Origin of the sequence: Pseudomonas sp. PB101 (assembly GCF_009764265.1) — a bacterium.
Classification (GTDB): Bacteria; Pseudomonadota; Gammaproteobacteria; order Pseudomonadales; family Pseudomonadaceae; genus Aquipseudomonas.
Genome location: NZ_RWIR01000051.1, coordinates 106436 through 120755 on the forward strand (window position 1 = coordinate 106436; position 14320 = coordinate 120755).

The 14320-nt window shown below is 59.9% G+C and carries 13 protein-coding genes; 9 read left to right on the top strand and 4 right to left on the bottom strand.

Annotated features, from left to right (window positions below):
* Positions 1 to 27: 27 nt before the first annotated feature.
* From EI969_RS30560 to EI969_RS14740, 3 genes are all read right to left on the bottom strand, one after another.
* Positions 28 to 369 carry an EamA family transporter gene (locus tag EI969_RS30560; protein ID WP_256678314.1) on the bottom strand — a complete coding sequence of 114 codons (342 nt, stop codon included), beginning with the start codon at positions 367 to 369 and terminating at the stop codon, positions 28 to 30.
* Positions 369 to 995 carry an EamA family transporter gene (locus tag EI969_RS30565; RefSeq protein ID WP_256678315.1) on the bottom strand — a complete coding sequence of 209 codons (627 nt, stop codon included), beginning with the start codon at positions 993 to 995 and terminating at the stop codon, positions 369 to 371. Before EI969_RS30565 ends, EI969_RS30560 begins: the two co-directional genes overlap by 1 nt.
* A 309-nt stretch (positions 996 to 1304) precedes the next feature.
* Entirely contained in the window at positions 1305 to 1763 is a 459-nt protein-coding gene (locus EI969_RS14740; RefSeq protein WP_160388444.1) for a response regulator, read from the bottom strand.
* A gap of 254 nt (positions 1764 to 2017) precedes the next feature.
* Between EI969_RS14740 and EI969_RS14745 the strand changes: the two genes are divergently transcribed.
* The 9 genes from EI969_RS14745 (at position 2018) to EI969_RS14785 (ending at position 12738) form a co-directional block, all read left to right on the top strand.
* Complete coding sequence (locus EI969_RS14745) at positions 2018 to 3958, top strand: putative nucleotidyltransferase substrate binding domain-containing protein (RefSeq protein ID WP_160388445.1); 1941 nt, start codon at positions 2018 to 2020, stop codon at positions 3956 to 3958.
* Complete coding sequence (locus tag EI969_RS14750; RefSeq protein ID WP_160388446.1) at positions 3955 to 4662, top strand: PolC-type DNA polymerase III; 708 nt, start codon at positions 3955 to 3957, stop codon at positions 4660 to 4662. Before EI969_RS14745 ends, EI969_RS14750 begins: the two co-directional genes overlap by 4 nt.
* A gap of 228 nt (positions 4663 to 4890) precedes the next feature.
* Positions 4891 to 5409: an RNA polymerase sigma factor gene (locus EI969_RS14755; protein ID WP_160388447.1), complete on the top strand. Its 519-nt coding sequence runs from the start codon at positions 4891 to 4893 to the stop codon at positions 5407 to 5409.
* On the top strand, positions 5406 to 6380 hold the full coding sequence (locus EI969_RS14760; RefSeq protein ID WP_160388448.1) for a FecR domain-containing protein: 975 nt from the start codon (positions 5406 to 5408) through the stop codon (positions 6378 to 6380). Before EI969_RS14755 ends, EI969_RS14760 begins: the two co-directional genes overlap by 4 nt.
* Positions 6381 to 6524: 144 nt before the next feature.
* Positions 6525 to 8960: a TonB-dependent siderophore receptor gene (locus EI969_RS14765; RefSeq protein ID WP_160388449.1), complete on the top strand. Its 2436-nt coding sequence runs from the start codon at positions 6525 to 6527 to the stop codon at positions 8958 to 8960.
* 72 nt (positions 8961 to 9032) lie between these two features.
* A complete protein-coding gene (locus EI969_RS14770) occupies positions 9033 to 10163 on the top strand; it encodes a PepSY domain-containing protein (RefSeq protein WP_160388450.1) in 1131 nt (376 codons plus the stop codon).
* Entirely contained in the window at positions 10160 to 10339 is a 180-nt protein-coding gene (locus EI969_RS14775) for a hypothetical protein (RefSeq protein WP_160388451.1), read from the top strand. The genes EI969_RS14770 and EI969_RS14775 overlap by 4 nt, the downstream gene beginning before the upstream one ends.
* A 287-nt stretch (positions 10340 to 10626) precedes the next feature.
* Complete coding sequence (locus EI969_RS14780; RefSeq protein WP_160388452.1) at positions 10627 to 11925, top strand: MFS transporter; 1299 nt, start codon at positions 10627 to 10629, stop codon at positions 11923 to 11925.
* Positions 11926 to 12108: 183 nt separating this feature from the next.
* A complete protein-coding gene (locus EI969_RS14785; protein WP_160388453.1) occupies positions 12109 to 12738 on the top strand; it encodes a glutathione S-transferase in 630 nt (209 codons plus the stop codon).
* Between the two features lie 198 nt (positions 12739 to 12936).
* Here the strand turns inward: EI969_RS14785 and creD are convergent, their stop codons facing one another.
* On the bottom strand, positions 12937 to 14307 hold the full coding sequence (gene creD / locus EI969_RS14790) for a cell envelope integrity protein CreD (protein WP_160388454.1): 1371 nt from the start codon (positions 14305 to 14307) through the stop codon (positions 12937 to 12939).
* Positions 14308 to 14320: the final 13 nt, after the last annotated feature.

Consider the following 14320-nt stretch of genomic DNA (forward strand, 5'->3'; position numbering starts at 1 on the left):
TTGTTTCTGCTTACTGCAAATGCAGAGCTATCTCCTGAAACGCAACGAGTTTGCAGCGATGTGGCGGCCTATTCTCGATGCATTCATAAACAAGGCAATCCCAAGGACCGTGATGATGAGAGCAAACAGCTTTTCGCCACCAATGGGTTCGTCGAGTACATACCACGAGGTCAAGATACCCGATATCGGAACAATCACTGACAACGGTGCAACCTGGCTCGCCGGATACTTCTCAATCATCCGGTTCCACACCCAATACCCGAATACCGTCGCCACATAGGCCTGGAACAGGACAGATGTCAGCACTGGAACTGTCATGTCCGTCAGCAACGACTGGAAAGGAGCTGCTCCCTTGACCCAGTAAGTCATTAGATATAGAGGCGGTGTTGCATACAGACTCGACCAAACGACAAAGGAAAATAATCAACCACTTTGCTTCTCTTGACCAGTACATTGCAAAGACTCCAGAACAATGCACCGAGCAGTACCAGAAAGAGCCCAAAGCTTTCGGCATCACCTTGCGTTACATGAGCAATAAACATCAGCCCCACCAACGCCATGAGAATTCCGGCCACTTGTATTGCCGTCATTTTTTCACCAAACAGCAGCACTCCCCAAATGACCGTAAAAAAAGCACTGAATTGCAAGAGCAAGGATGTCACGCCGGCACTCACACCAAGAAACATGCCATAGTTCATCAGCCAGCACATTCCGATACCAAACAGCAACCCGTAGACAATAGTTACAAAAGTGCTGACACCCTTCGGTTTCGGGATAAAGAACACCAATGGAAATGCGCAAAAAGTAAAGCGCAATGCTGTCAACAAGAACGGATCGATACCGTCAAGACTGATATCAATTACCGTATAGTTGCTGCCCCACATGACTGTCACACCGACAATAAGCACAAGATCGCGAAATTCCATTTTTTTTATCATACCGTCCTCATTGCGATACAGATCCACACAACCCAGGAAGAGTAATGGCTTGACCATTAACAGTGTCTTATCTGCAGGAACCAGCCGTAGTTTGAATACACGACAACCGCCGACATACTCAAGCCACTAAAACTGGAGAGCCGAAGTGACAACCTGGATAGTGCTACGACAGATTTTATCGAACCAGTTACGACATAAAATAAATGCCCATACTGGCCTTCAAGAACTGAACGATATCTGAATAATCGAGAGGAAAAACAAGCTATTTGTGAGTAGCTTTTTCGCAGATCAGAGATCTCAAACTTAATTACAAGTTAAACTCGCCAAAACAATTTCAACATGCAACCAACAACTGCAAGAGATCCGTTATTTAATACCCAACTCGTGTTTTACCAGTGCCAGCAATTGACTGGCATCTATCGGCTTGAGCAGAAAATCCACCACGCTCAAATGCATCGCGGCGATCGCATCCTTCACGTCGGCGTCACCCGAGACAATGATGATCGGCAATGCTGCCCGTACCGACTCGCGTACCTGGCGGATCAGTTCCAGTCCGTCTACATGGCCCATCCGCAGGTCGGTGATCAGCAAGCCGATGGTCGGCTTTTTGATCTCTGCCTCTGCCACCAGGATTTTGAGCGCCGCTTCGCCACTGGCTGCCGTCCTGCAGTGGATACCGTGCACTGCCAGAATCTCCGAGAGCAGCTCCCGGGCGTCTTTGTCGTCGTCGACAATCAGCACCCGTTGCAGCGGCAGGTCAGGCTCCAGCATGACGGCACTCAGCGCTTCACGCTCGGCGTCGCTCAAAATATCGTGGTCGGACATGGCTTTCTCTACATGTTCAGTTCAATTCCCTAGCACAGTGGTGAGACATCGCTAAGCAGATCATCAATGTGCACCTCGTCGGAAAATTTTCCAATAGGCCAGCAGAGAGGTTTTTCGCACGCTCGCGTAGGATTCTTCCGACATTTGAGGACGCTGACCGCCTACCTAGACTTACGTCCAATGGGCACCTCGACCGCAGGGGTCGACCATGTCCGGGTCATCCGACTACAACAATTCAAAAAAAGACTGCGGTAATGGTTATGAGTAAAGCGGACGCCTTCACACAGGCAGGGAAAACCGCGGTGTTGCAGAACATCCAGGGAACGTTGCAATTCCTTCAGCGCTTCCCGCCTTTCAACCAGATGGAACACGCTCACCTGGCGTATCTGGTCGAGCAATGTCAGCTGCGTTTTTACGCCCCCGGCGAAAGCATCATCAAACCCGCCGACGGCCCGGTCGAGCACTTCTATATCGTCAAGCAAGGCCGGGTCGTGGGCGAGCGTCCGCATACGGCAAAAGGCGGCAACGAAACGGTCTTCGAGATCACCACCGGCGAATGCTTCCCCCTGGCGGCGTTGCTCGGTGAACGGGCGACCCGTACCGAGCACCTGGCCGGCGAGGACACCTTCTGCCTGCAACTGAACAAGCCGGCGTTCATCCGCCTGTTTTCGCTGTCGGACACCTTCCGCAACTTCGCCCTGCGCTGCGTCAGCAGCCTGCTGGATCAGGTCAACCAGCAAGTGCAGCAAAAAGCCGTGGAAACCCTGGGCACCCAATATTCGCTCAACACACGGCTGGGTGAACTGGCCATGCGTCACCCGGTGTCTTGCGCCCCGCAGACACCGCTGCGCGAAGCCGTGACGTTGATGCACGAACAACAGGTCGGCAGCATCGTGGTGGTCGACGAACACAAGGCGCCACTGGGGATTTTTACCCTGCGTGACCTGCGCCAGACCGTGGCCGACGGCAGCAGCGACTTCAACGAAGCCATCGAAAGGCACATGACCCGCGCGCCGTTCTTCCTGTCGCCGGATCACAGTGCATTCGACGCGGCGATTGCCATGACCGAGCGGCACATCGCCCATGTCTGCCTGGTCAAGGACCAACGCTTGTGCGGTGTGGTTTCCGAGCGCGATCTGTTTTCCCTGCAACGGGTCGACCTGGTGCACCTGGCACGCACTATCCGTAACGCGCAGAAGGTGGAAAACCTGGTGGCGCTGCGCGGTGAAATCGGTCAACTGGTCGAGCGCATGCTGGCCCACGGCGCGTCTTCGACGCAGATCACCCACATCATCACCCTGCTCAACGACCACACCGTGTGCCGGGTGATCGAACTGACCCTCGCCGAAAAAGGTGATCCCGGCGTGCCGTTCAGTTGGCTGTGCTTCGGCAGCGAAGGCCGTCGCGAACAGACCCTGCACACCGATCAGGACAACGGCATTCTGTTCGAAGCCAGGGACGCGGCCCATGCCGCCGAGATTCGCGGCAAGCTGCTGCCCATCGCCCAGCAGATCAACCAGAGCCTGGCACTGTGCGGCTTCACCCTGTGCAAGGGCAATATCATGGCCGGCAACCCCGAGCTGTGCCTGTCCCGGGCCGAGTGGGCGCGACGCTTTGCGGCGTTTATCCGCGAGGCAACCCCGGAAAACCTGCTGGGTTCGAGCATCTATTTCGATCTGCGCGTCGTCTGGGGCAGCGAGCAAGGCTGTGAGCAATTGCGTCGAGGCATTCTCGATCAAGTCGGCGACAACCGTTTGTTCCAGCGCATGATGGCCGAGAATGCGCTGCGCAATCGCCCGCCCGTAGGGCGTTTCCGCGAGTTCGTGCTGGCGCGCAAAAATGGCGAGAAGGCCACCCTGGACTTGAAGATCCAGGGCCTGGCACCCTTTGTAGACGGTGCCCGGTTGCTGGCCCTGGCTCACGGTATCGAAGCGAACAACACGCTGGAGCGTTTTCGCCAGCTGGTCGCCAGGGAGGTCATCGACCCACTGGACGGCGCCGCGTACGAAGAGGCCTATCATTTCATCCAGCAAACCCGCATGCAGCAACATCAATTACAGACCCGAGAGAATTTCCCCTACTCCAACCGGGTCGACCCTGACAGCCTCAATCATCTGGACCGGCGCATCCTGCGTGAATCCCTGCGCCAGGCCCAACGCCTGCAAAGCAGCCTGACGTTGCGGTATCAGCTATGAGCCTGTTTTCATGGCTGCGTCCGCCAGGCCCCAGCCTGTCCGCCGACCTGCAACAACGCCTGGAACGCTTGCCGACTGCCGGGGCCCCGGGCGAGTGCAGCCTGCGCGAGCAGCGCTGGGTGGTGCTCGATCTGGAAACCACCGGGCTGAACATGAACAAGGACCGCGTGCTGTCCATCGGCGCCGTGGTGATCGAGGACGGGGCCATCGACTTTCGCCAGCAGTTCGAACGCACCTTGCAATATCCGCAGGTAAAACTCGGCCCCAGTGTGCTGATCCACGGCCTTGGTCCCAGCGCCATTGCGGCGGGCTGCGACCCGGCCCAAGCGCTGCTCGACCTGATGGAGTTCATCGGCAACAGTCCGGTGCTGGCCTTTCACGCGCCGTTTGACCAGCACATGCTCGGACGTGCATTGAAGGACCATCTGGGACTCAAGCTGCAGCATCCGTTCCTGGACGTGGCGGATATTGCACCGCTGCTGTGCCCCCAAGCGCATATTCGCGAGGCCGGGCTGGACGATTGGATCGACTGGTTCAAGCTCGAAGTGTTCGAACGCCACCACGCCAGCGCCGACGCCCTGGCCACCGCCGAACTGGCGCTGATCCTGTTCAGCCGCGCGCGGCAACAGCAGATTCATAGTCCGTTGAACCTGCAACAGCGCTTGAGCCAGTGGAAACGCCGACAGCAGGCACCCTCCTTCTGACCTATACGCACCCCCTCTGTAGGAGCGAGCCTGCTCGCGATGAACTCCAGGACACCGCTGGGTGTCAGGCAGCCAACGTTATCGTTGACGTCCATCGCGAGCAGGCTCGCTCCTACAGGGGCCGTCACCAAAATCCCGCCCGACCAACGCCAATTGCTTACCTCCCTCGCCTCTGACAGAATCGCGAACAATTCTCGTTAGTTAACATTTCCCAATCGGTGATGCGGCGTGTCGTCAGTCCCAAGCCCTCAAAGTGAGCTCGTCGGTGCGCTATATCGCGACCACCGCAGTTGGCTATTGGCCTGGCTTCGCCGCAACGTCGCCTGCCCACAGCGGGCCGAAGACCTGAGCCAGGACACTTTCGTGCGCTTGCTCGGCCGAGAGGAACTGAAGGAACCGCGCGAGCCGCGGGCATTCCTGGTGGCGATCGCCAAGGGCCTGCTGTTCGATTATTTCCGGCGCGCCGCGCTGGAACAGGCCTATCTCACCGAGCTGATGCTGATTCCCGAAGCCGAGCAACCGTCGGTGGAAGAACAGCAAATGATCCTCGAAGACCTGAAGAACATTGACCGTTTGCTCGGCAAGCTTTCCAGCAAGGCCCGGGCGGCGTTCCTCTACAACCGTCTCGACGGCCTCGGCCACGCAGAAATCGCCGAGCGCCTGGGGGTGTCGGTGCCGCGGGTGCGCCAGTACCTGGCCCAAGGCATTCGCCAGTGCTACATCGCGCTGTACGGTGAGCCGACATGAGCCCGGTCAGTTCCAAACCGGTATCGGCCAACGTGCTGGACGCGGCGATTGCCTGGCAGTTGTCCATGGATGGCGCCAACCCGGTAGAACGCGAAGAATTCGCCAAGTGGCACGCCGCCCACGAAGAGCACGCCCGCGCCTGGCGCCAGTTGGGCATGCTCGACCAGCGTTTCAGCGCGGCCAGCGGCCCGGCCCGCACCGCCCTGCTGCAATCGCGCGAAGGCATCCGTCGCCGGGTGCGCAAGCTCGGCACTGGCGTGGCGAGCTTCGTGGCGGTGATCGGCCTGGCGCTGTTTGCCGGGCCACGTTATCTGCCGATCGATTATTGGCTGGCCGACCAGCGTACCGCCGTTGGCGAACAGCGCACTCTGCGCCTGGCTGATGGCACGCTGATCAATCTCAACACCCACAGTGCGCTCGATGTGCGCTTCGATGAGAAGCAGCGGCGCATCGTGCTGCAAGAAGGCGAGATCCTGGTTGAAACCGGTCATGGCGATCCCCGGCCGTTCATTGTCGAAACCCGTGAAGGCAGCATGCGTGCGCTGGGTACGCGGTTTCTGGTCAAGCGTGAAGAACAAGGTACGCGCCTGAGCGTATTGCAGTCGGCGGTGGCGGCTCACCCTGAGTCCAGCCCTGACGAACAGATCCTGCACGAAGGCCAGCAGGTGCTGATCCGCAACAAAGGCATGGGTCCGGTTCTGGCCGTCAACCTCGGCGCGGACGCCTGGACCCGCGGCATGCTGGTGGTGGACAACACGCGGCTGGAAGATCTGGTGAATGAGATCGGCCGCTATCGCACCGGTCATGTAGGCGTCGCGCCGGAAGTGGCCGACCTGCGCATCACCGGCAGCTTCCCGCTGCGCGACACCGACCTGGCGCTCAATGCCCTGCTGCCGACCCTGCCGGTGCAGATCGAACAGCACACGCAATGGTGGGTGACGGTGGTGGCCAAGGCCGACACCAAGCCCTGAATCCCCACACAGCCCCCTCGCCACAAAAGCCCATGGTCTCAAATGGATAACTGAATCGAAATTATTTTCATCCAGCCCTATCACTTTCTGATTTTCGTTCGGCACACAGGCAATTGAGAAATATTTCCATTCAGGAGCCGCTGTATGTCCCGTTCGCTAGACACCTTGTTGCGCCCCAGTTTGCTGGCGGTCGCCATTGCCCTTTGCACCCCTTTGGCCAGCAGCCAACTGATCGCCGCTGAACAAGCGTCCAGCGTTCGCGCCTACAACCTGCCAGCCGCACCGCTGGCCAGCACCCTGAACCAGATCGCCAGCCAGGCCGGCCTGGCCCTGTCGCTGAATCCGTCACTGGCGGCGGGCAAGACGTCGGCACCGGTCCAAGGCCAGTTCGACGCGGCCGGCGCCCTGCGCGAAGCCCTGCGTGGCACCGGGTTGCAACTGGAACAGAGCAGTGCGGGCACCTACAGCCTGGTGGCTGTGCCCGAGGGTGTGTTGGCCCTGCCGGCGACCAGCGTGATCGGCGTGGAAGACACTGAAAGCGCTTGGGGCCCGGTGCAGGGCTACCTGGCCAAGCGCACCGCCGCCGGCACCAAGACCGATACCGCGCTGGTCGAGGCGCCGCGCTCGATTTCGGTCGTCACTCGCGAGCAGATGGACGACCGCAACGCACATACTCTCGATGATGCCGTGCGCTACCTGCCGGGTATCACCGCCAGCAGCTACGGCAGCGACACCCGCGCCGACTGGTTGCGCGTGCGCGGTTTCGAGCCGACTCAATTCCTCGACGGCCTGCCGCTGCCAAAAGGCGTGTACGCCAACCCGAAACAGGAAACCTGGAACCTCGACCGCCTGGCACTGCTGCGCGGCCCGGCCTCGTCCGTGTACGGCCAGACCCCGCCGGGCGGCCTGCTGGACATGGTCAGCCGGCGCCCGAGCGCCGAAGCCAGCAGCGAGGTCCAACTGCAATACGGCAGCGACAACCATCGCCAGATCAACTTCGCCAGCACCGGCAAGATCGACGACGAAGGCCGCTTTCTCTACGGTGTGAGCGGCGTGGTGCGTGACGGTGGCACCCAGATCGATCATATCGATGACAAGCGCTACAACATTGCACCAAGCCTGACGTGGAACATCGACGAAGACACAAAATTCACCCTGCTGACGCAGTTCACCCGTGACGATACCGGCGTGACCAGCCAGTTCTACCCGATTCAGGGCACCAAGATCGACATGCCGTTCGGCAAGATCTCGCACCACAAGAACCTGGGTGATCCGGACTACGACTTCTACGACCGCACCTATTACGCACTGGGCTATGCCTTCGAACATCGCCTGAACGATGTATGGCAGTTCCGCCAGAACCTGCGCTACACCAAGTCGGATCTGTCGTTCCAGACGGTTACCGTCAACAGCTACTTTCCGTCCATCGGGTTTGTCGTAGACGACGAAGGCAACACCGGGCGCGGCACCACCAATGTCGACGAGGACATCAGCCAGTTCGCCGTGGACAACAACTTCCAGGGCGACTTCGCCACCGGTGACATCCAACACACGCTGTTGATCGGCCTGGACCACCAGCGCAGCAACACCAACTACACCTCGATCTTCGGTGGCGCACCGGCCATCAACGTCAACAACCCAGTCTATGGCTTGCCGATCACTCGTCCACCACGCTCCTCGGCGTTTTACGACTATGACCAGAAGACCCACCAGACCGGTCTGTACGTCCAGGATCAAATGGCCCTCGACCAATGGCGCCTGACCCTCGGCGGTCGTGAAGACTGGGTGCATACCGGGACCAAGTTCTTCAACAAGGGTGATGCCACCAACACCGAGCGCGACAAGAACTTCAGCGGCAACGCAGCGATCAGCTACGTGTTCGATTCGGGTTTCGTGCCTTATCTGTCCTACGCCGAATCGTTCCAGCCGGCCAGCAATGCCGTCGCCTCGCCGACCGATTCGTTCAAGCCGACCGAAGGCAAGCAATGGGAACTGGGTATCAAGTACCAGCCACCGGGCAGCAACACGCTGTTGACCGCAGCCGTGTATGACCTGACCCAGAAAAACGTTTCCGTCACCAACAACGTGGGTAACGTGACGATCACCAGCCAGACCGGCGAAGTGAGAGTCAAAGGCCTGGAACTGGAAGCTGTTTCCGACGTGACCGAGAACCTCAAGGTCACCGCCGCCTATACCCTGGCCAAGTCCGAAGTGCAGGACGGCGCGTTCAAGGGCAATCGCCTGCAGCTGATGCCTAACCAGCAAGCATCGGTATGGGGTGACTACACCTGGCACAACGGCGTGCTCGACGGCTTCGGCATCGGCGCCGGCGCGCGCTACACCGGCAATACGTATGGCGACGAGGCCAACACCTGGCTGGGCAAGGCCGACGCCTACACGGTGTTCGACGCCGCGGTACACTATGACCTCGGCCGCCTGGACAACAGCCTCAAGGGCGCTTCGCTGGCCGTTAACGCAACCAACCTGTTCGACAAGGACTACATCTCGACTTGCGACAGCTTCTACTGCTACTACGGCGACCAGCGCAGTGTCGTCGCCAGTGCAACCTACAAGTGGTAACGCGTTGAGCTGACACGCCCAATGATCAGGCCGTCCTTCGTGGACGGCTTTGGTTTTTCTGAAGGCCATGAAATGAAAAGTAAAACAATTCGCCGCTGGTCCACTGTCCATACCTGGACCAGCCTGATTTGTACGGTATTCCTGCTGATGCTGGCACTGACCGGCCTGCCGTTGATCTTTCACCACGAGATCGACCACTTGCTGGGCGATGCGCCGCAAGTGAAGGAAATGCCGGCGGACACCCCACGCCTGAATCTGCAGCAGCTGGTAGAGGCGGCCCAAAAACATCGTCCCGGTGAAGCCATGCAGTACTTTGGCTTCGAGGACGATGAACCCAACGCGGTGCTGACGATCATGGCCGCGACCGCCGGCACCGAACCGAACTCGTCCCACACGTTCATGCTCGACGCCCGCACCGGCGAAGCGCTGGAAACGCCATCGGCCAATGGCGGTTTCATGCTGACCATGCTGCGCCTGCATGTGGACATGTTCGCCGGCTTGCCGGGCAAATTGCTGCTGGCGTTCATGGGCATTCTGTTCGTCGTGGCGATCGTTTCCGGCACGGTGCTGTACCTGCCGTTCATGCGCCGCTTGAAATTCGCCACCGTGCGCCAGGACAAATCCACGCGCCTGCGCTGGCTCGACCTGCATAACCTGATCGGTGTGGTGACCTTGACCTGGGCTATGGTGGTCGGCGTGACCGGCGTAATCAGTGCCTGCGCCGACCTGATCATCGCTGCGTGGCGCAACGACAGCCTGAGCGCCATGGTCGCACCGTACCGTGATGCGCCGCCGCTGACGCACCTGGCGCCGGCCACCCGCTTGCTCGACATCGCCCGGGACGTCGCGCCGGGCATGCAGGCGGACTTCATCGCCTTCCCCGGCACGCGCTTTTCCAGTGAGCACCATTACGCGGTGTTCATGAAAGGCAGCACGCACCTGACCTCGCACCTGCTGACGCCGGTGCTGATCGACGCCAGCACCCTGCAAGTCACTGCCGTGGCCGAACGCCCCTGGTACATGGACGCCATGGGCATGTCGCAGCCGCTGCACTTCGGTGACTACGGCGGCATGCCGATGCAAATACTCTGGGCGACCCTCGATGTGCTGACCATCATCGTGCTCGGCAGCGGCGTTTATCTGTGGGTGGTGCGGCGCAAGGCGGTAAAACCCGTGGCGGAAAAAGCGGAGAGCGTGGCATGAAGCCCCGGCAGTCGAACTTCTGGAAAGTGTTTGCCATTCCGACCGTCATCGCGCTGCTCAGTGCGGCCGGCTTGTTTGCCGCGTTGCTCGGGGATGGTGTGTGGGACTCGCTGAGTTGGCTGGGGCTGGGCATCCCCGCCGCGTTTGCCCTGCGCGGCCTCTTTCAACGCCGTTAACCCCCTGTGGGAGCGAGCCTGCTCGCGAATGCGGTGTCTCAGTCGCCATTGATGTTGGTTGACACACCGCTTTCGCGAGCAGGCTCGCTCCCACAGGTACAGCGGCAAGTCTCAACTATTCGCCAGTCATACGATAACCACACTCCCCGCCCGTCGCCTCCCCCTGCAAATTCCCTGACATATTTGTTGACAGTTTTACCCTTGCGCTCCTATAAAGGCTCATGTTGTACGACAACATACAACAAATGCGGCACCAAAAATAAATCCAAGAAAATGATGGTGAAGTGATGAAAGTCAAAGGCATCCGCTGGTGGATGGTCGGCCTGGTGACGGCCGGCCTGATGGTCAACTACCTGGCTCGCAATACCCTGTCAGTGGCCGCTCCGACCCTGATGAGCGAAATGAACATCTCCACCGAGCAGTACTCGCACATCGTCGTCGCCTGGCAGGTGTGCTATGCACTGATGCAACCGGTGGCCGGCTACATCATCGATGCCATCGGCACCAAAATGGGCTTCGCCATTTTCGCCTTTGCCTGGTCGATTGCCTGCGCGCTGGCGGCCCTGGCGACCGGTTGGCAGGGCCTGGCCTTTGTCCGCGGCCTGCTTGGCCTGACCGAAGCGGCGGGATTGCCGGCGGCGGTCAAGACCTCCACTGAATGGTTCCCGGCCAAAGAGCGCTCGGTGGCCATCGGCTGGTTCAACATCGGCTCTTCGATTGGTGCGGTACTGGCGCCGCCGCTGGTGGTCTGGGCGATCCTGCACAGCGGCTGGGAACTGGCGTTCCTGATCGTGGGCGGCCTGGGCGTGGCCTGGACCTTTCTGTGGATGGTGCTCTACAAACATCCGCGGGATCAAAAGCGCCTGAGCGATGAAGAACGCGACTACATCCTCAGCGGCCAGGAAGATCATTTCAAAGACCCGACCACGAAAAAAGGCAGCTGGAAAAAGATCATCGGCAGCCGCAACTTCTACGCCATCGCCAGTGCGCGCATGCTCTCCGAGCCAGCCTGGCAGACCTTCAACGCATGGATCCCGCTGTACCTGATGACCGAACGGCACATGAACATCAAAGAGATCGCGATGTTCGCCTGGCTGCCGTTCCTCGCCGCCGACCTCGGCTGCGTACTCGGCGGCTACCTGAGCCCGTTCTTCCACAAGTACTGCAACGTATCGTTGTTCACCTCGCGCAAAATGGTCCTGCTGTTCGGCGCCTCGTGCATGATCGGCCCGGCCTGCATCGGCCTGGTGGCCAGCCCGTACACCGCGATTGCGCTGCTGTGCATCGGCGGCTTCGCTCACCAGACCTTGTCCGGCGCGTTGTATGCGATCACCTCTGACTCGTTCGGCAAAAACGAAGTGGCCACCGCCACCGGCATGGGCGGCATGTTCGGCTACCTGGGCGCCGCCGCGTTCACGCTGGTGTTTGGCGTGATGGTGACCAAGATCGGCTACAGCCCGCTGTTCGTGGTGCTGGCGATTTTCGACATCATTGCCGCGTTCATCGTCTGGACGGTTGCCCGTGAGATCAAGCCCCGGGCCGCTACAGGCCCTGAAGCCGGGCAGACGCTGCAACCCGCCAGCTAAAACGCAACCCCTGTAGGAGCGAGCCTGCTCGCGAAGGTCGTTAACGATGACGCTGGGCACCTGACACCACGCGGCGCCCTCAGTTTTTTCGCGAGCAGGCTCGCTCCTACAGGTGACGGTGATCTTGAGCTATCGCATCAACGCGCTATGCTGCCCGACACTGCCACCGATCGAGACGCTGCCATGTCCGCCCCGAGCATGACCCTGTACCACAACCCGCTCTCTCCCTTCGTTCGCAAAGTCATGGTGCTGCTGCACGAAACCGGTCAGCAGGGCCGGGTGGCGTTGCAGACCAGCGTGCTCACCCCGGTCAACCCGGACCTCACGCTGATCGAAGACAACCCCCTGGGCAAGATCCCGGCGCTGCGCCTGGCCGATGGCAACATCATCCATGACAGCCGGGTCATCCTCGACTACCTCGACCAGCAGCACGTCGGCAACCCGCTGATCCCCCGCGAAGGCTCGGCCCGCTGGCGGCGCCTGACCCTCGCTTCGCTGGCCGACGGGATCATGGATGCGGCCGTGCTAGTGCGCTACGAAGTCGCCCTGCGCGCCCCGGAAAAGCACTGGGACGAATGGCTCGACGGCCAGCGCGACAAGATCCGCCGTGCCCTGGCATTGCTGGAAAAGGACGCGATTGCCGAGCTGACCTGCCACTTCGACGTCGCCGCGATCAGCGTGGCGTGTGCGTTGGGTTACCTGGATCTGCGCCATCCGGATCTGGATTGGCGTGCAACCAATCCGCAACTGGCGGCGTGGTATTTCGAGGTGAGTCAGCGGCCTTCGATGATTGCGACGATGCCCAAGGTTTAAATCTTCGCTGACGGTACCGGCCTCATCGCGAGCAGGCTCGCTCCCACATTGGATCGTGTTTTGTATTCACTGCAGAACCCTTGTGGGAGCGAGCCTGCTCACGACAATTCCAACGCGGTTCATCCGGCAACCACTGCAAAATCCGCGTCACCAACACCTCGCTCCAACGCTGATCCTCGCGCAACCCCAACGACCGGCTCATTGCACTTCCCCCACATCGAACGCCAACGGTTTGGCCGTTTTCTGCCCGATCCCGTACCAGTCCAGCTTGCGGGTCAGCACCATGAACACACCCAACAAAGCGAACAGCAGCAACGAGCCCATCAGCAGTGCGTAATCCTCGGCGCTCAACACGCCATAAAGCAGGCCGTACAACGCCGCCAGCCCTGCGGAGAAACTCAACCCGTTCACGACGCTGCGCAGGACATGGCACACGTAAAAACCGATCAACACCACGCAACCAGCCGCCGACAGCAGATACGCCAGGCCAAAACCGATGTGTTCGGACAACGACAGCAACAGCAGATAGAAGAACGCCAGGGCCACCCCCACCAAAGCGTATTGCACCGGGTGCACGGCCAGGCTTTTCAGCACTTCGAAGAGGAAGAAACCGGCGAACGTCAGGACGATGAACAGCAGGGCGTATTTGATCGCCCGGTCGCTTTTCAGATACTGGTCCACCGGGTCGATGAAACTCACGCCAAAGCTGCGGCCACTGAAGGCTGTGCAGTCACCACCGGTGACGCAAGTGCTCAAGGCCTCCTGCAGATTGGTGGAGAAAAACGATGCCTGCCAGTTGGCGGTAAATCCCTGATCGGTCACTTCACGCTGGGCCGGCAGGTAGTTGCCGATGAAGCTTGGGTGAGGCCAGTCGGCACTCAGCGAAACCGTGCTGGTCTTACCCACCGGCAATACCTGCAACACGCCTGTGCCTTGCAGGCGCAAATCAAAACCGAAGTCCAGCTCCGCAGCCTGTTCTGCCTTCAGCGCCGGCAGCGTCACGTGCACACCCTCACCCAGCCAGCCGACCTGGCTTCCGGGAATGAAGTCCAGGCGCTGGCCGTCAAGTTCGAGTTTCAAGGCATTTTCGATGCCACGGATGTCGCTGATGCCGACGGCAAGAAACGGTTGGTCGAACTGGTAATCGGCAAAGTCTTCCTTGATACCGAGCCGCGCCGGCAACGAAAAATGCCCACTGATGCGATTGTCGGCATGAAACAGCCGCGCCTGGTAAATCCCCCGGGAGCGCAACTCGGTCTGCACCTGGCCGTCGAGTTCGAAACGTTCCGGCAGGAAATACAGACGACCACGCTCTTCGCCGATGTCTTGATAGCGCTCGTTGGTTTTTTCACGGGTCTTCCAGGTGCGCACCACCTTGCGATACGGCACCACCATCAACGGACCGCTCACCTGCTGGCTGAAGCTGGAACTGCGGGCGATGTCGTCGAGCACGCCGTCACGCAGTTGCTGACGGTCGCGTATCACGCCGTTGATCATCAGGAGTGGAATCAGCAACAACACAATCAACAGGGCAATTGCCCCGAGTTTTAGGGTCAGGCTACGGTTCATGGGACTCTCCCTG

Bases quoted from the DNA above. Each gene is read 5' to 3' on its own strand.
- EI969_RS30560 (WP_256678314.1), bottom strand. From the start codon at position 369: ATGACTTACTGGGTCAAGGGAGCAGCTCCTTTCCAGTCGTTGCTGACG.
- EI969_RS30565 (WP_256678315.1), bottom strand. From the start codon at position 995: ATGGTCAAGCCATTACTCTTCCTGGGTTGTGTGGATCTGTATCGCAAT.
- EI969_RS14740 (WP_160388444.1), bottom strand. From the start codon at position 1,763: ATGTCCGACCACGATATTTTGAGCGACGCCGAGCGTGAAGCGCTGAGT.
- EI969_RS14745 (WP_160388445.1), top strand. From the start codon at position 2,018: ATGGTTATGAGTAAAGCGGACGCCTTCACACAGGCAGGGAAAACCGCG.
- EI969_RS14750 (WP_160388446.1), top strand. From the start codon at position 3,955: ATGAGCCTGTTTTCATGGCTGCGTCCGCCAGGCCCCAGCCTGTCCGCC.
- EI969_RS14760 (WP_160388448.1), top strand. From the start codon at position 5,406: ATGAGCCCGGTCAGTTCCAAACCGGTATCGGCCAACGTGCTGGACGCG.
- EI969_RS14765 (WP_160388449.1), top strand. From the start codon at position 6,525: ATGTCCCGTTCGCTAGACACCTTGTTGCGCCCCAGTTTGCTGGCGGTC.
- EI969_RS14770 (WP_160388450.1), top strand. From the start codon at position 9,033: ATGAAAAGTAAAACAATTCGCCGCTGGTCCACTGTCCATACCTGGACC.
- EI969_RS14775 (WP_160388451.1), top strand. From the start codon at position 10,160: ATGAAGCCCCGGCAGTCGAACTTCTGGAAAGTGTTTGCCATTCCGACC.
- EI969_RS14780 (WP_160388452.1), top strand. From the start codon at position 10,627: ATGAAAGTCAAAGGCATCCGCTGGTGGATGGTCGGCCTGGTGACGGCC.
- EI969_RS14785 (WP_160388453.1), top strand. From the start codon at position 12,109: ATGTCCGCCCCGAGCATGACCCTGTACCACAACCCGCTCTCTCCCTTC.
- creD (WP_160388454.1), bottom strand. From the start codon at position 14,307: ATGAACCGTAGCCTGACCCTAAAACTCGGGGCAATTGCCCTGTTGATT.